Below are 26,114 nucleotides of genomic sequence, written 5' to 3' on the forward strand. Positions count from 1 at the left end.
AAAGCTGGTGCAATACGAGAAGCTGTTTTAAAGTAAACGAAATAGAAAAAGCACAGCTAGGCTGCGCTTGAGTTTAAAACGAATACGAATGTTCCTTATAATTCCCAAAAACAGTATGGATTTCTGAGAACGTAACGAACGCGTTAGGTTCGACAGAAGAAACGATTTCTTGCAAACGGACGATTTCATTATTTTGAACGACGACATAGACCATTTTCTTCGTTCGGTTGGAGTATCCTCCCCGTGCATCAAGGATCGTCACACCACGACCAAGTTCTTTTGTAATGACTTCATTTATTTCATCCGCCTTTTCGCAAATAATGATACATTGCTTAGAAGCGGAATAAAAACTGTAAACCGTTTGAAGAGCTTTGGCGCGAACGAAGCTCATGATAAGAGCATACATAACGTGTTTCAAATCGAAGACCCACCATACCAAGATATAGATGACGAGATCTTGCATCAGAAATATGCGAGGAAGTGGCCAATTATGAAAACGAGCAAAGAAAAACTTTCCAAGAATATCGAGTCCACCTGTCGATGCGCCACCAAAGAAAATCAATGCCATTGCAAGACCAGAGACTAGACCGGCAAAGATGGAGGCAACAAGCGGATCATTCAACGACTCGGGAACGATCTGAGTCGGAATCCAGTCGATTAAAAAAGAAGAGGCAACGACAATGATGCCAGATAAGAACATGAATCGCTTTCGTAAGAAACGGAAACCTAAAAGGAAAAGGGGAATGTTTAAGAGCAATTGGGTTAATCCGATTGGAGTGTGGAAAAGCTCTTGAATGACAAGCGTGATCCCCATGATACCACCTGATCCGATATCATTTGGAGATAGTAGTAAGCTGATGTACAGGGAATACAGCAACGTACCTATGATTAAAAAACTGATTTTTTCAACTCTCTTTTTCTGTGGGTGTGTTGTAGTCATGGCATTATGATGAGTGACCTCATGCTCCTCCTTCTGTGAGTATCTGCCTGCAAGGGTACGCCCATATGCATAAAATTTCAACCCTTCTTATGAAAAAAGATGAAAAAGGGTAAGTTTTTTTAGGAAGGTGATGAAAATGAAGAAAACATTCTTGATTATAGGCTGTATTTGTTTAGGCGTATTGGTGGGGATTCGTCTTTTTCAACAACCAGACGAAGAAAACCAACGATCTATTTGGCATGATGGTGATCTCGTAGCGAGACAAGTCGGTGCTTCCATGATGAATACGGTAGCTGTTCGCCAATTAGCTGAACAACTCCCGTTTTCATCAGAATTAAAACAGATAGATATCGAAGGAGAGTCGTTACGTCTCGCTTATGACGTCACAGGCAAAGAGCGGCGTGCTTGGATCGGGACCGATACTGGTACATTACAAGTGAATCAGGATTTCTTGAACGCTCGCTTATCAAAAGTACTTATGCATCATACGCTCGTTTTATTTTCGACGATTCCTGACTTGACCAATCTTGAAATTCACTATACCGATCCCTATTCGAAAGCTGATTTTAAGATAGATCGTAGCGCGTTCGACATCTATACACCATCTGACATCGAACGCGCTACGTCATCGTCTGGACGTTTTAATCGTGTCGTCATCGATGGATATGTGCTTGATGCCTCCAGACGACAAACCTTTTTCGAGCGTTTCGCATCAGGATTTTCGATTCAAACTAATTAATTGTATAAAGCAAGAAAAGGCATTTTTCACAATCTCGACACAATGATATCGTTTACATCTCGTTCTTTTATGAAAACGATAAAACAGGTCGATTCAAGACTTGAACATCTCTTAAGATGGAAGTATCATAATAAATGAATAAACATTGTGAAGTGTTGAACAAAAGAAAGAGAGGTTTCTACAATGAACGAGGTAGAAGCATTAGAAGGATTACGGAATAAAGCAATCAAGTCGACACGTATGCTACAACTGCGTCCTCTCGAATACTTAGTTCGTGCCATGTTAGCGGGGATATTCATTGGATTTGCAATCATTTTTACCTTAAAAGCAATTAATGGGCTGTATATGGCAGAATCACCTGTCGCGACACTTGTCGGTGGATTGACGTTCGGAGTGGCACTCGTCTTGATCGTTTATGGCGGTGCAGAACTGTTTACAGGGAATACGATGTACTTCACGACGGCAACGATGCGCGGCTATACAACGAATATGGATACGATGAAGGTCTGGCTGGTTTGTCTGATCGGAAATGGTCTTGGAGGATTAGCATTCGCACTACTCTTCTCTCAAACAGGTATCTTACAGGAACTTGGAATGAACAATTGGTTGTTTGCTGTATCGGAAACAAAAATTCATCATTCGACGTGGGAAATCTTTACTCGGGCAATCTTCTGTAACTGGATGGTCTGTTTAGCAATTTTCATTCCGAAGAACATGAAGAATGAGTTAGCGCAAATCATGATGATGATGGTACTTGTCGCAGTCTTCTTCGCATCAGGATTTGATCATGTCATCGCAAATATGGCATTGTTCTCTATCGCATTAATCGTGCCACATCCGGATACGATTACGTTTGCAGGAGCCATGCACAATCTTTTACCGGCTTTAGCTGGGAATATCATCGGTGGAGCAGTCTTCATGGGAATGATTTATACGTGGTTGAATAAAGAAAAACTAGAAATAGATGAATCACGTCAATCTACGGCACCGGTTCATATCGCTTCTAAACAAAATGCATAATGAAAAAGCAGCTGTCGCGACAGCTGCTTTTTCATTCATTCCATATGTTGAAAGCGATCAACATCTGCGGCGAGTTCTTCGTAAATCGTCTCGACGATTTGTGCGTCATCAAAGAGTCCGAGGACGTTATCGTCCGGTAAGGCGTCAACAGGAGACGTAAAGTACAGAACTGCCGTTAGCAATAATTGTTCTTGCTCCGCATGCATCTCGAATTTTTTCTGATAGAGGGCACGAAGCATTTCGAGTAGTTGTTTTAATTGGAAATAAAGGACGAGTTCTGCCTCGCGTTCGATATCAGAACTTTCCGTAGACGCGATATCTTGTGTCAGATGTGCGAGTCCGATTTCTGCTCGAATCAACAATTCTTGTTGTGCTTTTTCATCACCGACGAGATCGAGTGCCTGTCGGTGAAAATACGTATAAGCTGATTTAAAATCTCCGGGTGTGAATTCCATGATGATGCCTCCTTCTCTTCTCTTTCTAGTTTCGCCTTATTTCTTGCAAAATTGCAACTATTTCGTGAAAATAAAGATACAAGAAAGGGGATTACATAATGCCGACACAAGCAGAATTACAACAGTACGCGTCTTTAGCAGTGCGTACCGGGATCAATCTACAGCCAGGACAACAACTTGAGGTGCGAGCGGGAATCGAGAACTTACCACTTGTTCGCGAAATCACACGTGTAGCATATGAAGTAGGTGCTACGCAAGTATATGTACAATGGTCAGATGATGAGATGACGAAAATCCGTTATTTTGATGCACCAGAAGACTCGTTTGATACATTCCCGGATTGGTTAAAAGCACGTTACGATCAGCTTGCAGAAGAAAAAACAGCATTCTTATCGGTCGTCAGCGAAGATCCAGATTTATTAAATGGTGTTGATTCAAGTCGAATCGCGCGTGCGAATAAAGCAGCTGGTATTGCTCTCGCCAATTGGCGAAAGTTCGTCATGAGTGACAATGTCAGCTGGTGTGTCGTAGCAGCACCTTCTGAAAGCTGGGCGAAGAAAGTATTCCCTGATGCAGAGGAACCGATTGAGGAACTGTGGGCAGCTATTTTGAAGGCAACACGTGCTGATCAAGCGGATCCGGTTGCTGCATGGGCGGATCATGATCATAATCTGCGTTCAAAAGCGAAATTCCTGACAGAGAAGAAATACAAAACATTGCATTATACAGCGCCAGGAACAGAGTTATCAATTGAATTACCAGAACGTCACGTTTGGTTAGGTGGCGGTGGTCCGAATGCAGATGGTGTTGATTTTATCGCGAATCTGCCGACTGAAGAAGTGTTCACATTACCGAAGAAGACAGGTGTTAACGGTCATGTCTCGAGTACGAAACCACTCAGCTACAGTGGTAACTTGATTGATGAATTTACTCTTTGGTTCGAGGACGGAAAAATCGTCAAAGCGGAAGCGAAACAGGGGCAAGAAGCATTGGATGATTTAATTTCACTCGATGAAGGTGCCCGGTATCTCGGAGAAGTCGCGCTCGTACCACATCGTTCTCCGATTTCTGATTCAGGTATTTTATTCTACAATACGTTGTTTGATGAGAATGCTTCGTGCCACTTAGCGATTGGTCGTGCGTACTCGACGTGTCTTGAAAATGGTCCCAGTCTTTCAGCGGAAGAACTAGAAGCACAAGGTGCGAACGACTCGATGACGCATGTCGACTTCATGATTGGATCCGCGGATCTATCAATTGAGGGAGAACTTGCAGACGGGACGCGTGAATCAGTCATGCGTGACGGAAACTGGTCGATCTAAACGAATAAAAAGGTGAGTCCGAATACTGGGCTCACCTTTTCTGATTAGATTATTATCATACTTCTTCCCCAATGATTTTTACTTCTGTCTCAAGTAAAATACCGAATTTTTCTTGGACGGTTTCTTGTACATGGCGAATGAGTGCAATGTAGTCAGATGCTGATGCGTTTTCGACGTTGACGATAAAACCGGCGTGTTTCTTTGATACTTCAGCACCACCGATGCGTGTTCCTTGGAGTTCACTATCTTGAATCAATTTACCCGCAAAATAGCCTTCTGGACGTTTGAAGACACTACCACAAGAAGGATATTCGAGAGGCTGCTTTGTTTCTCGTTTATGCGTTAGATCATCCATGACTTCCTTGATCAATGCTGGATCACCCTCCGTCAAAGCAAATCGTCCTTCGAGAATGATGTATTCTTTCTTTGAGAAACAACTCGTCCGGTATCCCAGTTCGAGTTCATCATGCGAAATGTTCAACAGATCCCCTTGTCGTGTCAAAACAGTGGCGCTATGAAGGCAATCTTTGACTTCTCCACCGTAGGCGCCCGCATTCATGATCAACGCGCCACCAATCGTTCCCGGAATCCCGCAAGCGAATTCAAGACCACTCAGTTGATGCGCATACGCAACACGAGACGCCTCGATGATTGCTGCGCCACTTTGAGCGACGAGTTCATGTCCTTCGACCGAAATGTCGGTTAACTTTTCAAACGAAAGAACGATACCGCGAATACCGCCATCACGTACGACGAGATTCGATCCGTTCCCGAGCAATGTCAAAGGGATGCCTCGTTCGTAAGCATATCTTACGACAAAAGCCGTTTCTTCATAAGACGTTGGGATGATGAAGAGATCAGCGATTCCTCCCATTTTTGTATACGTATGATATTTTAAAGGTTCATTGATCAGTACAGATTCTTTTGAAATGCCTTCATATAGCCCTGTCATTACTTGTTCAGTCATCATGGTCTCAGTCCTTTTCATAAATTCCTATCCAGCGCTTATGCGCTCAAAATATATTTTAACATTAATTGTGCAGTCGTTGTTCAACATACTGTTCCCAAAATACCGACTTATGCCGGGAATTGCAAGCACTAGAGAGTGAATGTCATCGATTAGTAATGAAAAACATCGCACAGGTAGAATAATAGGGAAGAGGAATGAAGGGAAAAGAACTCGGGAAAAGAAACATATAGAAGGAGGCGATGAGGATGGAAAGTGAACGATTATGGATGCGACCATTCGAAGAAGCGGATTTCAGCTTTTACAAGTCACTTGTTCAAAATGAGCAAGTCATGCGCTATATCAATGGTGGCGTTGCTCTGAGTGAAGATGAGGCACGAGAATGGTTCGATCGACAATTGGAACGATACTCGGATGAACGACAAACTGGTTTTTTGCTGTTATTCAAAAAAGAAACGAATGAACCAATCGGTTTCGCTGGATTATTGATGCAGGAAGTGGATGGAAAAGAAGAATTAGAAGTCGGTTATTGGCTCGAACCGAAGCACTGGAAAGTCGGTTATGGTCGTGAAGCAGCGAAACGTCTAATGATGGAAGCGTTTAATCGAGGGCATGATCGAATCATCTCGATCATTCATCCCGATAATCGTTCTTCTCAAAATGTCGCTCGCGCAAACGGTCTGAACTGGGAAAAAGATACGATTTTTAAAGACATTCCGGTCACGATCTATGCTGGACAATTATCACGACTTTGTCGTAACTAAAGAGGAGAGTTTTTATGTACGCATTCGCATTTGAGTCTTTTCATCACATGACACCCGATACGTTATATGCATTGTTGAAATTACGAATGGATATTTTCGTCGTTGAGCAGGAGTGTGCATATCCGGAACTAGATGATCAAGATCAACAAGCCACACACCTGATCGTACGTAACGAAAGCGGTCAAATCGTTGGATGTCTTCGGATATACAACCATCCGACAAAAGGATTAGCGATTGGCCGGGTTGCCGTTCATCGTACTCACCGATCAGTTGGATTGGCAAAACAAATGATGGAGAAAGCGATGGATTATTTGCAGGAAAAAGCTACGATCTACTTACAAGCGCAAGCGCACTTAGAAGGGTTTTACGGGTCATTTGGTTTCGAAACTGTATCCGAACCTTATTTAGAGGATGATATTCCACATGTAGATATGCAGTTTTACGCAAAGGATTCTAAAAAAGACTTCACGTCGTCGAAGGATAAACCGATGAATAAGTAGAATGAACTTTTCTCGGAGGTGGATCAGTCATGAAGAAAGTGCTGGTCATTTGCGCGCTTAGTTTAATCGGTATCCTCTCTTTAGGAGTCGGTATTTCGTATGCTCAATTGCAAGGGAATTACCGTGATTCTGAGCAAGAATTGATGACGATTTTAGAGCGACAACATGATTTATCGGCTTCCTCCTTTCTTGAAGTGCATGCCTCCTTTTCTTTACAGCATCGGCAAATCATACACGTCCGCCTTCGTGGCGAGCCTGCCATCACATACGAATTCATCCAACCAAAGGATGAAATCGAATATTATGGATCTGTCGGAACAAGTGTTGAAAAGACAGGGAAGCACGATGACGTCTTTCGAAATGCTCATCTAAAAGTCGGGGAAAAATAAAAAAATGGAGGATTTTCCGGAAACAACGGAAGATCCTCCATTTTTTGCTTTTAAGACGATCGGATATTGCGTACACTACGAAGAGATACTGGAATGAGGAGGTCGAGGGAATTATGTGGAAACCCTTTACGAAAAATCAATCAATTGCTCCGGCGTTGCAAGCCTTTCGGGAACTTGACGTTGAGATGTTTCGGACGCACGTTGCTCAACTGAACGATGCGGAACAACGTGCCTTACAATTCATTAAACGATCGCTAGAGCAGGATTCACCTGCTCATTTAGAACTAGCACTGGAGATGAAACAACCGTTCAGCGAAATCGATCGTCTGTTCCAAACGCTTGTCGCGTGTCAAAATCGTCAGCAGTTACTCGAGATGCTATTAGCGCACGGTCTTGACGTCAATCAAGTCTACACACTTGAGGGTCATCGCTCCATCGTCCGGCAGCCGCTTCACTTTCCTGTAGGTCTTTATGCGGCGCGTCATCCAGAGCTATGGACACTTGTCGCTACAAAATTGGACGTTACCTACACAATGCATCTTCAACGCAGTGATCAATTCATGGAGACGCATGAATTAAATCTGCTTGATCTCGTCTTATTACTTGATATCGAAGAAGAATTGACGATTCGAGTGCTGGATCAGCTGAGCGAATGCAAAGCGACCGTTGGGCTAGCAGAACGATTACAGCGTCCGACTTCACCGTTGTTGTTCAAAACAATTGAGGCAAATGCCTATCTTCCGACGTTCGTTTATGCGAAACATTACTTTCCATTCTATGCGTTGATTGGACGGCAAACGACGCTCTTTCCATCTTTATTAAAACGTGTGATGCAAGAGCCTGTTGCATCTGAAATCTGTAAGGATGCCTTGCTTGCTTTCCATAACCATCACCCTGGACTTGCTATGACAATGGGAGACGTCTATATCGAACAGTTATTCGGGATGGGTCTGGTGCTTCGTAACGTGGGGCACGTTGATTTTAGAAAAATGGATGCGGAGTATGTGTTACCTGAATACAGAGAGGTCGTCGATCGGTTAAACGATTAACGGGGGATGATCTGTACTAAATGTATGCCAATAAGAGGTTAACTGGATATCGCAAAACATCGTGGGACGATATAGTCGTAATACGTCTTGCTGTGTTGAAAGAAAAAAGACTTCAAACGTTTGAATGTTCGAACGTCGTAGTTTTTCCTGAAACGTATGGAGTATGCGACTTCCGTAGCCTTGACGTCTCAGCCCAGGTAGACAGGTGATTTCAAGAAGACGAATGTTCGGACCGAGTTTTTGAAATAAGAGTGTACCAACGATCAATTGCTTATCATAGACTAAATAAGGAACAGCTTTTCGTCTGATTAACTTTTCTAAATCAGCAACACTGTGAGGGAAGAAGTGGGTGGATCCTTTGAGGGCATCGTTACGAAGAGCCAGATACGTATCTTGATTGCGTTCATGAACAGCTTTCAAACGCAATGTGGCAGGTTGTCCGTCTGATAATCCGATCAAACGAAATTGTTCGGCATATAAACTGTAGCCAAGCTCTTTCCAAATCGAGGTTACAGAAAGGTCATGTGGTGGAGAAACTTGTACGTGAATTTGTCGACACCCTTGCCGAAGGGCATGTGTGTGTAATGAAATGGCGAGACGACGGAAGGCTTGAATATCATGAAAAGCTCCGTTCGTTAAACGAACGACATCATGTACGACATGATAGCCAAGTGTCGCCTGGATCTGACCAGACTCGAGGTAAATCCATTGACACTCTTCAAGAGGCTGAAAAAATGAAACATCATACGGCTGTTGATGAGAATGTAGAAGTTGATGGACGTGTCGTCTTTGAACATGAGACAATTGACCGTAATACACGATAGGCAAATTAAATTCCTCCTTTAAGAAAGTGAAGATGGTTGCATCTCACTTTTATTTTACAGGAAATAAAAGGTATTTATATCTTTTGTTTCAAATAAAAAGTAGATGGATTCCTGAAGATAAGAAAGAATCGAGGCAAAAATATCATGAAGTATTTTTGGATCATCATTGGGTTATCAGGATTTCTAATCAGTGCGGATACATTGACAGTAGAAGCACGTGATTACGATGAACCGGGCGTGAGTAGTTCGACGACGTATGGTAATTATGGAACGGAAGACCATATCATCGTTGATCGAAAAGAACCAATTTATGAAGGATTCGATTCACCAAACGATATGGCATTTTTATTTGCCTGTATTGCTTTACTGGCAACGGTTGGACTTGGAATCGTTAATGCTTCTGATTGAGATGAATCTGCTCTGAGCCACGAGAATACAAAAAAGCAAGTGACGCTGTCCGTCACTTGCTTTTTTGTATAGTATGAGTGGTTAGGAAGAGAAGGATCCTTAAAAATGAATACGTTTTTTACGTCCGACGCGCTCTATACGATCATGCTCTTGTTCTAGTCCAGCGCGCTCGAGGAGGTCGAGATAATAACGAAAAGGAGTCGAACGATGCGAAAAGTAAGGAATATATTCTGTGAACAGCATTGTCTCCGCTCGTTCTAAGGCTCGTAGTGAAATCAGGGCATGCAACTCTGCAAAGCGAATTTCTTGATAAGTGGATAAAGCATCTGCATCGATTCGGACATGTGACTGTAGTTTTTTTGCATGCACGTTCAAGCAATTGATATAGGCTTCTTGGTGTTCTGCTGTCTCACAGTGGGCAAGTACGGCAAGTAAAAGATCACTGCGTTCGGTATCAACGTCCATTGGAACTTTCAAGGCAGTATAGAGCGCGCGTTCCATCCACTCGATGCCATGACTATCATTTTTATAATAACCGACTAATTCTTGAAAAAAATCGACTTGTGAGACTTTTAATAGTCGAAAAGGATCGTTACTTAAAAATAAAGGTTCTTCTCCGGCAGCTGACGAAAGAAGAAAGAAAAACTCCTCAAAGGCAATCTGGGTTCCATTTTTGCGATGTGCATAATGGCGTAAATGCTTCAGCAAACGTTTTGCGGTAATATACCAATTCTTTTGTTCGCGAAGCGGTACGATTGGGTTTGGCTCAAGGTACTGTAAGTCGTATGCCAATTGGATGAACCGATCTGTCTGTGCGATGGTTTGTTCGACGGTCGGTTGTTCCTGTTCTTTTTGCAAATCCTTATACTTCACGAACTGTGTCAACATGGCGTCAAACTCTTTCTCTTCGATGACTTGTCTCGGAAGTTGACGATAGATTTCGACGATGATATCGCGAAGGGTCGTATCGCCATACTGTTCCAATAAAAGACGTAGTTTCCGTATTCTCATGATCGACCTCCTTCGCCAAAAAAGCACAGTACAACACTATTCATTTCCCGCTTTTTTCATAAACCGAACCTCTTCATTTGCGCTTTTTAGTCAGAGACGACTATCTTAAATAAGAAGACTATTACAGAAGGGGACAATTACTCATGAATGAAACCATTCAACATTTACTCAACCACCGGTCAGTCCGGAAATTTAAACAACATCAATTAGACGAAAAGACAATCGAGACACTTGTTAAAGCAGCGCAGGCTGCATCGACATCTTCTTATCAGCAAGCCTATGCGATTATCGGTGTCGAAGATGAAGAATTGAAACGACAACTAGTCGACGTTGCAAGTGGTCAACAATACGTGGCAGAAAATAGTTATTTCTTTGTATTTTGTATGGATTACCACAAACACATGTTAGCAGCAGAACTAGCAGGGGGGGATGTAAGTCGGACGATCGAGACGACAGAAGCACTTGTTGTGGGGGCTGTTGATGCGGGACTCGCTGCTCAAAATTTAGTCGTAGCTGCCGAGTCGCTCGGATATGGAACAGTCTATATCGGTTCACTGCGTAATGATGCCCGTCGTGTCAGCGAGCTCTTACAACTTCCTGATCACGTCGTACCATTATTCGGAGTCGCAGTTGGTCTTCCGGATCAGCAACCTGGTAAAAAACCCCGCCTTCCGATGGATGCGGTCTTCCACCGGAATACGTATACTGATGACGATACGATGCGTGACTTACTGGCACAATACGAAGAGTCGACGTCATCGTATTACGGAGAACGGACCGGTGGTCAACGGACAGAAGGGTGGGTCAAACAGATGGCTGCCTCGATGCACGAACCGAAACGGACGTATCTCCGCGAATTCTTGAAAGAGAAACAAATCGCAAAAGATTGATACGGAGGTATCTGAATGGCAGAACATCAACCACAGCGCTCCCGCTTGGAGCGACGACGCTTAGAACTAGAAGAGCAAGCAAAAGAAGAGGCATTTTCGTCGGAAGAGTCGATTGCTCATGAACCACTTAAGGGACAGCAGGGAACAGAAACGTACCATCGATATGTTGAAGAGCAACGACGGGACCCAAAAAGTACATCGCGTCGTTCTAAAAACAGCGTACTGAAACAGGTCGTACAGATGATCGGGAGCGCAGGCTCGCGATTGTTTTCTAATCAAGAACGCTCGAGACGTTCGAGAAAGACTGGGCGATCAGAGCAATCCGTGCAAAAAAAACCTGACGTATCTTCAAAAGAAGCCTATCCTAAAAAAATCAAGAAAAAACGTCGTTTTAAACGAAAGCTTCTTGGATTGTTTTTGCTGTTGCTCATCGCATTCGTTCTTTTTGCCTCACAACCCTTCACGTTTTTGTTGATCGGTAGTGACGCACGACCTGGAGAATCGTTACGCGGGTCACGTTCAGACTCCCTGTCGGTTATGCAATTCATTCCACTTTCTCGAACGATTCAGTTGACATCGATTCCTCGGGACACGTATACACCGATTTCCTGTGAGAATGGAAAGAAAGATAAAATCACACATGCTTTTGCCTTCGGTGGAGAAGAATGTACACAAGATGCCGTTTCTGGTCTACTCGATGAAGACATCGATGGAAAGATCGTCATCTCCTTCGATAGTTTCATCGGATTAGTTGATCAAATCGGCGGAATCGATCTTGTATCGACAGGAACGTTCTCCGAGCAGGATGCAAGTGGGAAAGCAAATCAGTATTCATTCCAGAAAGGAAAGGAATACCATATGGATGGTGCAATGGCACTTGCCTATTCGAGACACCGTAAAACGGACAATGACGGGGCACGCGCCAATCGTCAGTCGGAAGTCATCCAAGCCGTCGCGACGGACTTGTTGAAGCCAACTGGATGGTCGAAAATTCCGGCAGCGCACACGTATATGAAAGAAGAGATGAACCTCGATTTAAGTGTTCGTGAGATGGCAACAGCAGGTTTATCGATCGCCTTGATGTCAGAACGGAAACACTATGAAATTGAAGCCGTCAGTCAGCGATTGAATGGTATTTTCTATGACTTACCGAATGAGAAGGCACTGCAAGAACTACGTGATCGTCTCGATACGACGTTTTATGGTACCTTGAAGAACTAAAGGGGAGGGGTTTCCTTCCGGTCATTGCGGGTATAAATTGATGTACGTTGCTCCTTTGGTGGATCGTGTTAGGTCATCTCCGAAAGTAACGATTTTTGGACATGACATCATGACATTCCACGAAGGTGACTAACTTATCGAGGAGGGACCCCCCATATGAAAGTACTAGTTGTAGGTGCATCCGGTACGATTGGAGCGCGCGTCGTCAAATCGCTTGCCAAGGGTCATCAGGTCACGGTCATCGTTCGTCACGAACATCTGGTGGAACGATTCGAAAAACTCGGTGTCAAGGCACATTACGTCGATATTGAAACAGAACTCGAAAAAGTCATTGAACATGGAGTCGCAGGACAGGATGCAGTCATTTGTGCGGCGACCGCAGGAGTAGACGGCGAAGCAACGGAAATTGAACTGCTGGATCGGACAGTTGCCTTAAAAACGATCGATGCAGCTAAAAAAGCGCGTGTACGTCATTTCGTACTATTAAGTGCGTACGGTGCAGATCGACCTGAGCAATTTAAAAAGGATGTCTATCCGTTCTATGCTGCTAAGAATGCGGCTGAAGAGCAGATTGAACATAGCGGTTTGACGTATACGATCATTTGTCCCGTTGCCATCACGACTGGTGAAGGGCGCGGTTTGATTGAGGCAGATGAAGATTTGAAAGATACAAAGGATGCAACGATTTCGGAAACAGATGTCGCATCGATTCTCGTTGCTTCCGTTGATAATCGGTCAGTATTCAATCGACGTCTAGAAGTCAAGGAAGGGAAGACATCCTTGAATGAGGCCTTAGGCGGAACCGAGGCAGTCGGTAGCGTCAAAGATAACCGTCAAGTCAAAAAACAATTACCACGTTTTAACTAATCATTTAAAGAGCGTATCTAAATAAAATGAGGCGAACTCTTTTCTGTTTACAAAACAGAAGAGTTCGCTTTTTTGTTGATAAAAGAAGACGGTCGAAAAGAGGAAGTCTGCTACACTTAACGAAGAAGGAGGGGATTAGATGTGAAAAAAATGTTGATCTATCTGATCCTAGCGATCGCTATCATCGGCATTGCCTATCAAGGTTATCAAACATACGATGCGAAGCAAAAGAAAGTAGAACAACAACAAAAACAAGCATCACAAGGTGGTCTAGAGGTAGGGATGAAAGCCCCGAATCTATCCTTGCGTCAAGAAGGAAAAACAATCGATCTAGACGAAATTAATCATGATGTCTTTGTTATTAATTTTTGGGCGACGTGGTGTCCACCTTGCAAACAAGAAATTCCAGAACTAAATGCCTTTGCACGACATACGAATATACCTGTTTATGGCATCAACGTCACGACATCGGAGCGGCGTGTTTCAGATGTTGCCGATTTTCTGAAGCAGACACCTGTTGAATATTCCGTGTTGTATGATCGAACAGGAAATTCAGAAGACGCCTATCGTCTCGTAGCAATGCCCGCAACCTATGTATTAGATCGTAAAGGAACGATTCTTGCAAAACATGTCGGTCCTGTGACGGAACAGATGTTAAAAGAGATGGTGAAACGAACAGGAGGATGACAATGGAACTCCTATGCGACAACTGCTCCTTTCAACAAACATTTCAACTCGGTCAACTAGATGGGTGGCCGACGTTTCCTGCTGTCTTGACGCAAGGAGTTGAAGCGTTCATGACAGGTCTGCCGCTTTGGTTCGTACCGTCGATGCATGAACCGGTCTTACAGCGGACGTATGTGGACGACTGGAATCGTTTTCGTTTAATCCAATACTATCAGCTACATCAAGCAGAAGTAGCGGATGATTGGGTACCGTACCAATTAGACTTATATCATTGTCCAACATGTCACCAGTTTTCAAATCGATTTTGGTGTGCTTTATTTTTGCAATTGGATGTCGTACAGCCACAGTATGTGTGTCCAAACGATCAAACAATATTAGAACGAATCGAAATATCTGATGTCCATCAGTACCCTTGTCCGTCGTGTAGTCACCATTCCCTATATGTTCGTCGTTAAAGCGAAAAAGCCATTCGTTTCATGAAGGACTGATGAGAGAAATTTTTCTCTATAGTCGATGCATGATACCGAATGGCTTTTTATCGATCATCAGCCCATTTGCCGAAACGAAAACGTTTGAAAGGAAGAGGGTGATGAATTGCTGACATCTAACGTATAAGTCGTACCGTCAAAAATAATTGTATCGCCTAATCTTGCTTCAGGTGGTAAATAACGTCGTGGAATGAAGCTTGAACCATTTTCCCACAGTAGAACGGCATATTTACCATCAAGTCGCTCCAGCGTACCACGTTTGATCATATTAACTCCTCCCACAATTACATCGAAGTCGTTCCTCGATCGAACAGGAACGTACTCTTTCTCTATCATTCTCTGTAATTTTTATTCTTATGTTTGGTATATTCCCAGTTCGTTTCATCTTTACACATAATTCTTTAAAAAAACGTGATTCCAAGCCGTTTTCGTCGTAATTCGGACGTAATTAACTGGAAATAAAAGCGATAGTGGCAGAAAAAAAGATCCGATATGTCATATCGGACCTCTAATATGAAATAGACTTAAGAAGCGAGGGACTGTTTCGTTTCGACTTTAGTCGGACGAAGAAAAGCAAGTAAGAACGTAAACAATGGTGAAAGAAGTAAAAAGAATGCGAACGGGATGTATTCCGTTACCGGAACACCTAGTGTTGAAGCGAAGAATGCTCCGGAAACTCCCCACGGAATGAGTGGATTGACGAGTGTTCCTCCATCTTCTAGTGAACGAGAAAGGAAACGTGGATCAATCTGACGTTCTTCAAAAACCCGTTTAAATGCTTGTCCTGGCAATAAAATCGACAAGTACTGTTCTCCAGCCATCACGTTGACACCGATGGAAGATAAGGCAACAGCAGAGATGATACTTCCATCGCGTTTGAGTCGTGAAACGGTCCGTTCAATGATGACATCGATGACACCGATGCCGCGTAAAACACCACCGAAAGCGAGTGCGAGCATGACGAGGGAAACGGACCACATCATTGATTGCAAGCCACCCTTACTGATGATTGCTGCGACGGTTTTACTAGAAGATTCTAGTTTTAAACCGTTTTGAATGACGGCCATCCAATTTGAAACGTCCCAATTTCCTTGAACGAGACCTGTTAACAATAGACCACTTAAGACACCAGCTACAAGTGTCGGGATGACCGGCATCTTACGCAATGCTAGAACCATGACAAGTAAAGGAGAAAGTAGCGTCCATGGTGATAGATGGAACAAGCGGGCTAATTCCTCTTGTGTCGTTTGAACAGCAGGTGAATCGACCGTGCCACTGCTACGTCCAAAGATGAAGAACAAAATAAATGTGATCGTGATGGCAGGAATCGTCGTTCCCATCATGAAACGAATATGATCAAATACGGTAACGTTGACGATTCCCGGTGCAAAGTTCGTCGTATCTGACAAAGGTGACATCTTATCTCCAAAACATGCGCCACTGATGATAGCACCTGCTGCAAGTGCGGGATTGACACCTAACGCGATTGCGATTCCCATTAAGGCAACACCAACCGTACCGATCGTCGTAAATGAACTGCCTGTAAAGGTCGAAACGACCATCGCAATGAGAAGGGCGCTCGGTGCGAACCAAGTCGCCGAAAGAGTGGATAAACCAAAATGAAGAAGGGTCGGCACTGCGCCACTCATCATCCAGACTGCGATCGTTATGCCGACGAGTAACATGATTAAGATTGGTTTAATCGCTTCCCGAATACCTTGAATCATATGATGTTCAACGTCTTCGAACTTAAATCCACGATAAACAGCATATCCTGAGACGAAAATAAGACTGGATAAGATGGCAAGATGCGGTTCGGCTTTAGCACCGAATAACGCGGACAATAAGATGATGATGCTGATTCCTAGGATAGCTGCGGATTCACGGAATGACATGCGCATGCTTCCACCTCCTTAAAAGAATATGGATAGATGATAGTCCTCTGTTGCTAACACGCTTTTATGCATGAAAGCAATGAACAAACGTAATCTTAACGAATAATAACGTTGGCGTCAACTATAAGAGATTCGCCAATGAATTAGAAAAGAGTATAAATGTGACGATTTTTTGTCGTAAACGCTTTCCTTTTTTCTTTAAATCTTGCACAATAGGAAGTATCAGATGACATTTTTGTGAACGATGAGGAGGATACATATGTTTACAATGATTTTTGTAGTAGTCGTTGCGATCATGGGTGCAGGCGTATTTGGGATCGATCATCTCGTAGCACAACGTGCTGAAAAGCGTTAAATGAGTGAATATAAAAGAAGTGTTGAAGGGGCTGTCTTATAGAAGACAATCACTTCAACGCTTCTTTTTTGCATAAAAACTAATAAAAATTCAATTGACAGTATAAATATACATATGTTTAAATCGGTATAACATTCTTTGAAGGGGAGCGTACAGTTATGAAATGTACCATCATCGGAGTAACAGGATACACCGGAATTGAGCTATTAAGGCTATTAGAAGCACATCCTTCATTTGAAATCGTTTGTTTGATGAGTGATTCGATGGCAGGACAATCGATGAATGAGTTATTCCCATTCATGAATAAAAAAACGTATTCATTATTATCTTCCTTTTCCGTAGAACATTTAACGGAAACAGAGACAGACATAGTGTTCTTAGCGACACCGAGTGGAGTCTCGAAACAATACTTAGAACAACTTCAAAATTGGTCCGGTTACGTTATCGATTTAAGTGGTGATTTACGACTACCGTCTGAATCGTATGAAGCTTGGTATGATAAGGAACCAATTGATGCCCAGTTACAACAAAAAGCGACGTATGGTTTATCGGAATGGAATCGTCAAGCAATCAAAACGAGCAGATGGATTGCGAATCCCGGTTGTTATGCGACAGCGGTCCTTCTTGGACTAGCACCATTCGTAAAAGAGAAAAAAATCGATCCCTCTCAAATCATCATCCAAGCATCTTCTGGTCTAACGGGAGCAGGAAAGACGTTGACAACACAGACTCATCATGTCCATTCCAGTGAAAACGTTCGTTTATATAAAGTAAATCAACACCAACATATTCCAGAAATTGAACAGGCACTTTTGGAATGGACCGGTTCATCGTATCCGATCACGTTCTCGACGCAATTATTACCGATCAATCGAGGCATCATGGCGATCATGACGGTCCAGCCGTTCCTTGATCAATCAGAAGCAGAATGGCGATCCTGGTTGACGGAACAGTATGCAACGGAACCGTTTATACGTGTACAACACAGCGATCCGGAGATTAAGTCCGTCGTGGGTAGCAACCACTGTGATTTGACCGTCTATAAGGATGAACGGACAGGGCGCGTTACCATCGTTTCGGTCATCGATAATATGCAAAAAGGTGCTGCCGGACAGGCCGTTCAAAATGCCAACATTCTAGCAGGATTTGATGAAATGTCTGGTTTGACCCAACAACCGATCTTTATTTAAACACTTGGAGACGAAAGAGGAGGAACGCCTGTGTGGCAAGTACAAGTAGAGACCCCATTGACGATCACGACACCGAAGGGATTTCAAGCATCAGGGGTACACGTGGGGCTAAAGCGAAAGCGAAAGGATCTTGGTTTGATTTGGTGTGAGGAAGGAGCAAGTGCCGCAGCTGTCTATACGACGAATCAGGTGCAAGCAGCACCGATTACTGTGACGAAGCAAGCGATTCAGGCGTCACAAGGACGCATTCATGCCGTCCTCGTCAACAGCGGGAACGCGAATGCCTGTACGGGAGAACTTGGTCTATCACATGCGTATACATCACAACAAGCGTTAGCGACACATTTCGGGATCGCTCCTGAACAAGTTGTCATCGCTTCGACTGGGATCATCGGTCAACCGTTAGCCATTGATACGTTACTGGCAGGTATTCCACAGCTGATTCCTACAAATGACAAGGATGCCGCGAGTGATTTCGCCCATGCGATCCTGACAACCGATACCGGTACGAAATCAGCTGGTCAACAATACATGCAAGGGGATGTCCAAATTTCAGTATGTGGTGTAGCGAAAGGATCAGGGATGATTCATCCGAACATGGCGACGATGCTTGGGTTCTTGACGACCGATGCAACGATTGAACCGGATGTCTTACAGACACTATTGCGCCGGACGATTCATCGGACGTTTAACTGCATTACCGTAGATGGAGACAGTTCGACAAATGACATGGTCATGATTTTAGCGAGTGGAGCTGCAGGGGGAGCGCCGATCGTTGAAGGTACGGACGAAGCATTCGCATTCGAACAGGCCATCGAAACGGTTTGTCAAGATTTAGCGAAACAAATTGCGCGGGACGGGGAAGGTGCGACGAAGTTAATCGAAGTGACGGTAAAGGGAACACAAACCGATGAAGTAGCGCGGATGGTCGCTAAACAAGTCGTCGGATCGTCTCTCGTCAAAACAGCAATCTTTGGGGAAGATGCGAACTGGGGACGAATCATCGCTGCTGTCGGAAGTATCAAGGAGCCGCTTGATGTATCAAACGTTGATATTAAAATTGGTTCGCAGTGGGTGTTACAACAGAGCATGCCTATTTTATTTGATGAAACAATCGCATCGCAGGACCTTGCGCAACAAGACGTCCGAATTCATATCAATTTGAATGATGGAGTAGGACAAGGACACGCCTATGGTTGTGACCTGACGTACGATTACGTCAAAATCAATGCGAGTTACCGGACATGACGAAACGAAAAGTTATCAAACTGGGTGGTAGTGTATGGGAGCAATTGGATGCGCAGTATTTCGAGGAATGGAAAGCGTGGGTCGAAACCGGTAACGAACTATTGATCGTCCATGGGGGTGGCCCACTTCTATCGAGTTACTGTGAACAAGAGGGAATCAAACCCGTGTTTCGAGATGGTGTCCGTGTGACGACGGATGGTGTGTTACTCGGGGCGCGACGGATCTTAGCAGGGGAAGTCCAATCCGGGATCGTCCAGCAATTGAATCAGGCAGGAATTCCAGCGGTCGGGATGAGCGGGTTAGACGGTGCGAGCGTCCATGGTAAAAAAGTCAAAGGACTCGGGGCAGTTGGTCAAATTACGCACATTCATCCACGATTGTTCACAGTGTTGAGTACGAATGGTTATGTGCCGGTCGTCACATCCCTTGTCACAGGGGAACAAGGTGTGTTGAACAGTAACGGGGATGCGTGTGCCATTGCTGTCGCGAAGGCTTGGTCCGTCGACCGATTTGAATTGTTGACGGATGTCGAAGGTGTAAAAGTAAACGGTGACTATCAATCAGAAATCACGTCTGCAGCTATCGAAGCTGCGATCGCGTCGGGAGAAATTTACGGGGGAATGATTCCGAAGGTCGAAGCGATGATGCAGGCCACTCAGCATGGTATTTCAGAGGTCGTCATTCGATCGGGAAAAAATGCGTTAGCTGCAGGGACACGAATCAAGGAGGAATTACATGAGTGCACTACTTCCCACTTATCAACGTACTGATGTGGAATTGGTCAAAGGACAAGGATCGATCGTAGAAGATGCGACAGGAAAGACGTATCTTGATTTCATCATGGGAATCGCTGTATGCAACACAGGGCACCGTCATCCTTATGTTCAGCAACGGCTAGAGGAACAGTTGAATCGAATTTGGCATACGTCGAATCTGTTTCAAATCGCGGCACAAGAGCGGGTCGCCGAGCGACTGACGGAAGACAGTCATCTCAGTCATGCTTTCTTTTGTAACAGTGGTGCTGAAGCAAACGAGGCGGCGTACAAACTCGTTCGAAAATGGACAGGGAAAACAGAAGTTGTCACGTTTAAACAATCTTTCCATGGTCGGACATTTGCGATGATGGGCGCAACAGGACAGGAAAAAATCAAAGCGGGATACGGGGAGATGGTGAATGGATTCAAACATCTACCGTTTAACGAGATGGAAAGCCTATCAGCAATTACGGATCAAACTGCTGCTGTATGGCTCGAAATCATTCAAGGAGAAGGTGGGGTCGTCGTCGCTGACGATGCGTGGCTAGAAGCGTTGATGAAGAAGGCGCAGCAATACGATGTCAAAATCATCGTCGATGAAGTGCAAACCGGAATTGGTCGGACGGGTTCACGTTTTGCATTTGAGCAGACACCACTCGTACCGGATATCATCACCCTTGCGAAAGGACTTGGAAGTGGACTCGCGGTTGGTGCGCTACTCGCAACGGAAGAGGCAGCAGAAGTATTCACGCCCGGATCGCATGGTTCGACATTTGGTGGAAATCCACTCGCGATGACAGCTGCAGAAGCAACACTTGACCTCTTGTTAAGTGACACTGTCATGGCAGACATTCAAGAAAAAGGTGAATATTTACGTCAACAATTAGAAAAAAAATTACCCAAGTCGATCGTGAGTTCTATTCGTGGACGTGGCTTGATGATTGGTATTGAATGTACGATGCCTGTTGCACCGCTGATTGACGCCTTACGTGAGAATGGTCTTCTTGTCGTTTCGGCTGGTCCTCATGTCATTCGCTTGTTGCCATCGTTGTTCGTGACGGAACAAGAGCTCACGCAAGCTATCGAAAAAATACAACTCGTTTGTCAACAGGAGGTCATCGTATGAAACAATCCGGAAAACTAACGCTTGCGAACGGAACGACGTTTACCGGTTCGTGGCAAGGAACAGTTCCAGTCAAAGGAGAAGTCGTCTTTTTTACTGGGATGACAGGATATCAGGAAGTCTTAACAGATCCATCTTATCAGGGGCAAATTCTTGTCTTCACATATCCGTTGATCGGTCAATACGGTATTCAAGCGGAGGCGTCAGAAAGCAACCAGATTCAAGTCGCTGGTGTCATCGTTCAAACTTTGGCTGAGGATGGGCAAGGAACATCACTCGCAAGCTGGCTAGGCGAAGCGAATATTCCGATCTTGTCGGGAGTAGATACGCGTTCCCTTGTACATCTATTACGGACAGAGGGCGACCAATTTGGAGACATGATGCAGGAGAATATGACAGTACCGGAGTCAGTAGACGCAGCATACATCGCTTCTGTGTCGACGACTTCAAACGTTGAATACGTTCCGGAAGTCGAAGAGGGTCATGTCGTCTGTATCGATTACGGTGTGAAACAATCGATGATCGATGCTTTGCTTGAACGGCATATGCGTGTGACGGTCGTGCCATACGATACGACACCGGAACGGATTCAAGCACTGGCACCAGACGGTCTGCTGTTTTCCAATGGACCTGGTGATCCGACGCAACTAGATCCATTCCTTTCAGGAATCCGTGAACTGGCGACGAGCTATCCGACACTTGGTATTTGTATGGGACACCAAGTTCTCGCTCATGCGTTCGGTTGTACCTTATTAAAACAACATCATGGACACCGAGGAGCGAATCATCCTGTACGTCATCTAGCATCCGGACAAGTATTCATGACGTCTCAAAATCATGGTTATGCCGTTGATGTTAAAAGCATCGAAGCGTCTGAGATGGAACTTGCGTATGAACATATCAATGATGGATCCGTTGAAGGATTGATTCATCCGGCTTTACCGATCATGACAGTCCAGTTTCACCCAGAAGCGAGTCCAGGACCGACAGAGGCGATGGTCGTCTTCGATCAATTCGTAAATACCGTATTACATCAGGAGGTAGCATATGTGGGATAAACAGAAAGTACTCGTCATCGGTTCGGGTCCGATCGTCATCGGACAAGCAGCAGAATTTGATTATTCCGGCACACAAGCCTGTCAGGCGCTTCGAGAAGCGGGATGCGAGGTCATCTTAATGAATTCGAATCCGGCTACTATCATGACGGATCCGAGCACGGCAGATCATGTCTACATTGAGGCGATGACTCTTGAAAAAGCAACAGCTATCATCAAACAAGATCGACCGTCCCATCTCCTAGCGACGGTCGGCGGACAAACGGCACTCAATCTTGCAATGTCACTCGAAGAAGCAGGAGTACTTGAGCGATACGGTGTCGAACTCCTAGGGACATCGCTTGAGACGATCCGAGACGGAGAAGATCGCGAACGATTCAAACAAAAGATGATCGAGCTCGCGCAACCGCTCCCGGAAAGTCAAACGATCGAATCGTTAGCAGAGCTTGAAGAATTCATGGCAGTACATGGTGTCCCACTCGTCATCCGACCAGCCTTTACACTCGGGGGAACGGGCGGTGGAATTGCGCTGACAAAGGACGAAGCACGTCTGCTAGCGCAAAACGGCTTACAAGCAAGTCCGATTTCACAGTGTTTGGTTGAAGTGAGTATTGCTGGTTATAAAGAAGTCGAATATGAAGTCATGCGTGACAGTGCAGATACGACGATCATCGTCTGTAACATGGAAAACATTGATCCCGTCGGTGTCCATACCGGAGACTCTGTCGTCTTTGCACCGATTCAATCGATTTCGGATCGAATGAATCAGCAATTGCGGACGGAAGCGCGTAAAATCGTGTCGCACCTCGGTGTCATCGGTGGATGCAACATCCAGTTTGCGATCCACCCGACGGAAGAACGCTACTTCGTCATTGAAGTCAATCCGCGTGTCAGTCGCTCTTCAGCACTTGCTTCCAAAGCGACGGGGTACCCGATTGCGAAATTAGCGACGCGTCTTGCACTCGGTGAGCGACTCGACGACTGTATCAATCCTGTCACGAAGGAGACGATGGCGAGCTTCGAACCGACGATGGATTATATCACGGCAAAAGTGCCTTGTTTCCCGTTCGATCTATTTACTGACAGTAACCGGACACTTGGTACACAAATGAAGGCGACCGGTGAGAGTATGGCGATGGGGAAGACGCTGGAAGAAGCGTTACAAAAGGCGTGGCGTGGTGCAGGAGTCGAGCAATCGCCTCTTTATCCGACATGGATGAAAACAGCGGAGGCTGGCGTATTGTGGAAAGAAATAAAAGTGCCGACGGACCGTCGTCTGCTCGCGATGTTAGCACTACTAGATCGTCAGGAAACGACCGTCGAAGAACTCGTCGAACAGACGAAAGTACAAGCTTTATTCGTCAAAGTACTCCAGCGCCTCGTCGATCAGCAACGAAAAATTGATTTATCGAATGAAAGTTCTTTAAAACAGACAAAAATGATGGGCTTCACGGACGAACAAATTGCCTTTCTGACGGGTGTCGGTGCTGTAGACATCGAGCACTTACGTAAAGAGAAAGGCATCCTTCCTGTCTATCATATGATTGATACATGTGCAGGAGAGTTCAAGAGTGCAACTCCTTACTTCTACGGAAACTGGAGTGGTCAAACGGAAGTCACTACATCGACGAAAAAGAAAGTCGCTGTCATCGGTGCGGGACCCATTCGGATCGGTCAAGGAATCGAATTTGATTATTGTTCCGTTCACGCGGTACGTGCACTACAAGCATCCGGTTATGAAACGATCATGATCAACAATAATCCGGAGACCGTCTCGACCGACTTCGAAGTCGCAGATCGCCTATATGTCGAGCCGCTGACACTCGAAGACGTCATGCATGTCCTAGAAGCAGAGGATTGCCAAGATGTATTAGTCCAGTTCGGAGGACAAACGGGGATTGCGCTTGCATCAGGTTTAGAGACAGCCGGTTATCATCTTCTTGGAACGACGGCAGCTGTCATCGATCAAATGGAAGACCGTGAGCGGTTCTATCAATTTTTAGATGACATCGGGATCGATCGTATTCCAGGACAAGAAGTGGCGACACACGAACAAATGATAGAAGTCGCAACAACGATTGGTTACCCGGTCATGATTCGTCCTTCCTATGTCATCGGAGGTAAGGGGATGCATATCATCCACGATCAAGAGCAATTAGAGACGATCGTTTCCGAATTAGCATTCCCTGTCCTCGTGGATGCCTACCTCCAAGGAAAGGAAATCGAAGTCGATTGCATTACGGACGGAACAACGACGTACGTTCCGATTTTGATGGAGCAATTGGAACGGGCAGGAGTTCACTCTGGAGATTCGACGATGATTCTACCACCTGTATCGCTCAGCGCTACCGTTCAGAGCGAAGTAGAACGAATTGCACAGATGATCGGGCAACGGATGGATTATAAAGGAGCGTACAATATCCAATTCGTCTTGCATGACGATCAGGTCTACGTGCTAGAAATCAATCCGCGTGCCTCCCGCACGTTACCGATCGTCGCCAAAGTAACGGGTCAACCAATCTTGCAGTGGGCAGTCCAAGCTGCTGTCGGTCAAGCGGCCGCACTACCAACAGAACAGACGAAACTTAATTTCCATGCCGTCAAGACCCCTGTTTTTTCAACGCTGAAACTACAAGGAGTCGATCCGAAAACAGGCCCTGTCATGCGTTCGACAGGTGAAACGTTGCAATGGACGACAGACGGACTGGCACTGGAGCGTTTCATTTTCGACGAGACGACGAAACGACATTTGACCGCAAGAGACATCATCGTTGCTGGAGCAGATACCGAGGCATTCGGAACAGGTGTAGCGTTAGATGAAACGATCGACTGGGCACAATGTGCGATTTTCTATTCACACGTGACAGAAGAAAAAACGAGTCGCGAAGCAGCGCTTGCTGCCGGAGTACAAGTTCTGACAGAACCTGAACTAGCACAGTATCATCTACAAGCGGTAGAAAAGTCCTCTTATGCTATTAAGCCACTTCATACATGGACAGAGCCGATCAAGGAGGAAGTAAAATGAAGACGATGCAACAACTGCAACATTTCTTGACGATGGCGGAACTGACGCCGGAAGCATTGACGGAGCTATTGGCACTCGCGAAAGATATCAAGCATCAACCAAGCGTTTACCAAAACGTATTAAGCCATAAAAAAGTTGCCTTATTGTTTGAAAAGGCATCGACGCGGACACGCCTATCATTTGAAGTGGGTGTTGTCGAACTCGGCGGGCATCCAATCGTACTGAGTGGAGCAGATATGCAAATCGGTCGGGGGGAGCCGCTTTCTGATACGATTCAAGTCATGAGCCGTTACGTCGATGCCCTCATGATCCGGACGTTCGGTCATGAGATCGTCGATACACTTGCGGCACATGGCACGATTCCAATCATTAACGGACTGACGGATTTGCATCATCCGTGCCAAGTCCTTGCTGACTTGCTGACGATCGAAGAGACATTCGGAACCCGGGCTGGAAAGATTTTGACATATATCGGGGACGGGAACAATATGGCGCATTCGCTAATGATTGGTGGAGCGCTCAGTGGAATGGAAGTCCGGATTTGTGCGCCAGCAGCCTATGCTCCTGATCCACAAGTCGTTCATGAGGCACAAGCCATCGCGAAAGAAACCGGTGGAAATATCATCGTCATGACGGACCCTAAGGAAGCAGCGAGTGGTGCGGATGTCGTGTATACGGATGTCTTCGCAAGCATGGGGCAAGAGGAAGAAGCGACGATGCGTCTGCAAGCATTTGAAGGATATCAGGTCAATGACGATATCATGAATCAAGCGAATGATGAAGCCATTTTCTTGCACTGCCTGCCGGCACACCGTGGGGAGGAAGTCACGGCAGACGTCATCGATGGCAAGCAATCTGTCATCTTCGATCAAGCCGAGAATCGTCTCCACGCACAAAAAGCGTTACTCGTCACATTACTTGGATAAT

Annotated in this window: 27 protein-coding genes; 20 read left to right on the top strand and 7 right to left on the bottom strand. The window is 45.1% G+C overall.

The features are described from left to right. Positions 1-73 precede the first annotated feature (73 nt). On the bottom strand, positions 74-940 hold the full coding sequence (locus tag ASG02_RS11310) for a YitT family protein (protein WP_035412496.1): 867 nt from the start codon (positions 938-940) through the stop codon (positions 74-76). Positions 941-1,076: 136 nt separating this feature from the next. On the opposite strand from ASG02_RS11310, the gene ASG02_RS11315 reads away from it, so the two are divergent. Next, positions 1,077-1,679: a hypothetical protein gene (locus tag ASG02_RS11315; RefSeq protein ID WP_056063522.1), complete on the top strand. Its 603-nt coding sequence runs from the start codon at positions 1,077-1,079 to the stop codon at positions 1,677-1,679. A gap of 183 nt (positions 1,680-1,862) precedes the next feature. Beyond that, positions 1,863-2,699 carry a formate/nitrite transporter family protein gene (locus tag ASG02_RS11320; RefSeq protein WP_056063524.1) on the top strand — a complete coding sequence of 279 codons (837 nt, stop codon included), beginning with the start codon at positions 1,863-1,865 and terminating at the stop codon, positions 2,697-2,699. A 35-nt stretch (positions 2,700-2,734) separates the two neighbouring features. Here the strand turns inward: ASG02_RS11320 and ASG02_RS11325 are convergent, their stop codons facing one another. After that, positions 2,735-3,154, bottom strand: a complete 420-nt coding sequence (locus ASG02_RS11325; protein ID WP_035412504.1) for a YkvA family protein — start codon at positions 3,152-3,154, stop codon at positions 2,735-2,737. Between the two features lie 98 nt (positions 3,155-3,252). Here ASG02_RS11325 and ASG02_RS11330 point away from each other — a divergent pair, with 98 nt between their 5' ends. Beyond that, positions 3,253-4,476 (top strand): aminopeptidase, encoded by a 1,224-nt coding sequence (locus ASG02_RS11330; protein ID WP_035412507.1) that lies wholly within the window; start codon positions 3,253-3,255, stop codon positions 4,474-4,476. A 55-nt stretch (positions 4,477-4,531) separates the two neighbouring features. Here the strand turns inward: ASG02_RS11330 and murB are convergent, their stop codons facing one another. Further along, positions 4,532-5,446 (bottom strand): UDP-N-acetylmuramate dehydrogenase, encoded by a 915-nt coding sequence (gene murB, locus ASG02_RS11335; protein ID WP_035412510.1) that lies wholly within the window; start codon positions 5,444-5,446, stop codon positions 4,532-4,534. Between the two features lie 245 nt (positions 5,447-5,691). Here murB and ASG02_RS11340 point away from each other — a divergent pair, with 245 nt between their 5' ends. The 4 genes from ASG02_RS11340 (at position 5,692) to ASG02_RS11355 (ending at position 8,145) form a co-directional block, all read left to right on the top strand. Then, positions 5,692-6,207, top strand: a complete 516-nt coding sequence (locus ASG02_RS11340) for a GNAT family N-acetyltransferase (RefSeq protein ID WP_035412512.1) — start codon at positions 5,692-5,694, stop codon at positions 6,205-6,207. A gap of 14 nt (positions 6,208-6,221) precedes the next feature. Next, complete coding sequence (locus ASG02_RS11345) at positions 6,222-6,707, top strand: GNAT family N-acetyltransferase (RefSeq protein WP_052019161.1); 486 nt, start codon at positions 6,222-6,224, stop codon at positions 6,705-6,707. A gap of 29 nt (positions 6,708-6,736) precedes the next feature. Beyond that, a complete protein-coding gene (locus ASG02_RS11350; RefSeq protein WP_035412515.1) occupies positions 6,737-7,096 on the top strand; it encodes a hypothetical protein in 360 nt (119 codons plus the stop codon). A gap of 113 nt (positions 7,097-7,209) precedes the next feature. Then, positions 7,210-8,145 (top strand): hypothetical protein, encoded by a 936-nt coding sequence (locus ASG02_RS11355; RefSeq protein WP_056063527.1) that lies wholly within the window; start codon positions 7,210-7,212, stop codon positions 8,143-8,145. Here ASG02_RS11355 and ASG02_RS11360 read toward each other — a convergent pair. Further along, positions 8,134-8,964 carry a GNAT family N-acetyltransferase gene (locus ASG02_RS11360; RefSeq protein ID WP_369814214.1) on the bottom strand — a complete coding sequence of 277 codons (831 nt, stop codon included), beginning with the start codon at positions 8,962-8,964 and terminating at the stop codon, positions 8,134-8,136. The two genes, ASG02_RS11355 and ASG02_RS11360, sit on opposite strands and share 12 nt — an antisense overlap. A gap of 149 nt (positions 8,965-9,113) precedes the next feature. Between ASG02_RS11360 and ASG02_RS11365 the strand changes: the two genes are divergently transcribed. Then, positions 9,114-9,377, top strand: a complete 264-nt coding sequence (locus tag ASG02_RS11365) for a hypothetical protein (protein ID WP_035412522.1) — start codon at positions 9,114-9,116, stop codon at positions 9,375-9,377. A 99-nt stretch (positions 9,378-9,476) separates the two neighbouring features. Here the strand turns inward: ASG02_RS11365 and ASG02_RS11370 are convergent, their stop codons facing one another. Then, positions 9,477-10,388 carry a hypothetical protein gene (locus tag ASG02_RS11370; protein ID WP_035412525.1) on the bottom strand — a complete coding sequence of 304 codons (912 nt, stop codon included), beginning with the start codon at positions 10,386-10,388 and terminating at the stop codon, positions 9,477-9,479. A gap of 143 nt (positions 10,389-10,531) precedes the next feature. Here ASG02_RS11370 and nfsA point away from each other — a divergent pair, with 143 nt between their 5' ends. The 5 genes from nfsA (at position 10,532) to ASG02_RS11395 (ending at position 14,508) form a co-directional block, all read left to right on the top strand. Further along, positions 10,532-11,278 (top strand): oxygen-insensitive NADPH nitroreductase, encoded by a 747-nt coding sequence (gene nfsA, locus ASG02_RS11375; protein ID WP_035412527.1) that lies wholly within the window; start codon positions 10,532-10,534, stop codon positions 11,276-11,278. A gap of 15 nt (positions 11,279-11,293) precedes the next feature. Continuing rightward, positions 11,294-12,499, top strand: coding sequence for an LCP family protein (locus tag ASG02_RS11380; RefSeq protein ID WP_056063534.1), 1,206 nt, complete (start codon positions 11,294-11,296; stop codon positions 12,497-12,499). A gap of 156 nt (positions 12,500-12,655) precedes the next feature. Beyond that, positions 12,656-13,366, top strand: coding sequence for an NAD(P)H-binding protein (locus tag ASG02_RS11385; protein ID WP_035412533.1), 711 nt, complete (start codon positions 12,656-12,658; stop codon positions 13,364-13,366). 150 nt (positions 13,367-13,516) lie between these two features. Beyond that, complete coding sequence (locus tag ASG02_RS11390; RefSeq protein WP_231496927.1) at positions 13,517-14,053, top strand: TlpA disulfide reductase family protein; 537 nt, start codon at positions 13,517-13,519, stop codon at positions 14,051-14,053. Between the two features lie 2 nt (positions 14,054-14,055). Continuing rightward, positions 14,056-14,508, top strand: coding sequence for a hypothetical protein (locus ASG02_RS11395; protein ID WP_035412539.1), 453 nt, complete (start codon positions 14,056-14,058; stop codon positions 14,506-14,508). 90 nt (positions 14,509-14,598) lie between these two features. On the opposite strand, the gene ASG02_RS11400 is transcribed toward ASG02_RS11395, so the two are convergent. Together ASG02_RS11400 and nhaC are read right to left on the bottom strand one after the other, a co-directional pair. Continuing rightward, positions 14,599-14,808, bottom strand: coding sequence for a DUF3006 domain-containing protein (locus ASG02_RS11400; RefSeq protein ID WP_023467214.1), 210 nt, complete (start codon positions 14,806-14,808; stop codon positions 14,599-14,601). Between the two features lie 257 nt (positions 14,809-15,065). Next, the gene (nhaC, locus tag ASG02_RS11405; RefSeq protein WP_035412543.1) at positions 15,066-16,442 is read right to left on the bottom strand and encodes a Na+/H+ antiporter NhaC; all 1,377 of its coding nucleotides are present in this window, start codon (positions 16,440-16,442) and stop codon (positions 15,066-15,068) included. Between the two features lie 507 nt (positions 16,443-16,949). Here nhaC and argC point away from each other — a divergent pair. The 7 genes from argC to argF are packed head-to-tail and all read left to right on the top strand — an operon-like array spanning position 16,950 to position 26,113. After that, positions 16,950-17,981: an N-acetyl-gamma-glutamyl-phosphate reductase gene (gene argC / locus ASG02_RS11410; RefSeq protein ID WP_035412545.1), complete on the top strand. Its 1,032-nt coding sequence runs from the start codon at positions 16,950-16,952 to the stop codon at positions 17,979-17,981. 30 nt (positions 17,982-18,011) lie between these two features. After that, the gene (argJ, locus tag ASG02_RS11415; protein ID WP_035412548.1) at positions 18,012-19,229 is read left to right on the top strand and encodes a bifunctional glutamate N-acetyltransferase/amino-acid acetyltransferase ArgJ; all 1,218 of its coding nucleotides are present in this window, start codon (positions 18,012-18,014) and stop codon (positions 19,227-19,229) included. Next, positions 19,226-19,999, top strand: a complete 774-nt coding sequence (argB, locus tag ASG02_RS11420; RefSeq protein WP_056063537.1) for an acetylglutamate kinase — start codon at positions 19,226-19,228, stop codon at positions 19,997-19,999. The genes argJ and argB overlap by 4 nt, the downstream gene beginning before the upstream one ends. Beyond that, a complete protein-coding gene (locus ASG02_RS11425; RefSeq protein WP_056063541.1) occupies positions 19,965-21,110 on the top strand; it encodes an acetylornithine transaminase in 1,146 nt (381 codons plus the stop codon). Before argB ends, ASG02_RS11425 begins: the two co-directional genes overlap by 35 nt. Beyond that, positions 21,107-22,165, top strand: a complete 1,059-nt coding sequence (locus ASG02_RS11430; RefSeq protein WP_056063544.1) for a carbamoyl phosphate synthase small subunit — start codon at positions 21,107-21,109, stop codon at positions 22,163-22,165. The genes ASG02_RS11425 and ASG02_RS11430 overlap by 4 nt, the downstream gene beginning before the upstream one ends. Next, positions 22,155-25,187, top strand: a complete 3,033-nt coding sequence (gene carB / locus ASG02_RS11435) for a carbamoyl-phosphate synthase (glutamine-hydrolyzing) large subunit (RefSeq protein ID WP_056063546.1) — start codon at positions 22,155-22,157, stop codon at positions 25,185-25,187. Before ASG02_RS11430 ends, carB begins: the two co-directional genes overlap by 11 nt. Then, positions 25,184-26,113 (top strand): ornithine carbamoyltransferase, encoded by a 930-nt coding sequence (gene argF, locus ASG02_RS11440; protein ID WP_056063549.1) that lies wholly within the window; start codon positions 25,184-25,186, stop codon positions 26,111-26,113. The genes carB and argF overlap by 4 nt, the downstream gene beginning before the upstream one ends. Position 26,114 lies beyond the last annotated feature (1 nt).

This window comes from Exiguobacterium sp. Leaf196, assembly GCF_001423965.1.
Classification (GTDB): Bacteria; Bacillota; Bacilli; order Exiguobacteriales; family Exiguobacteriaceae; genus Exiguobacterium_A.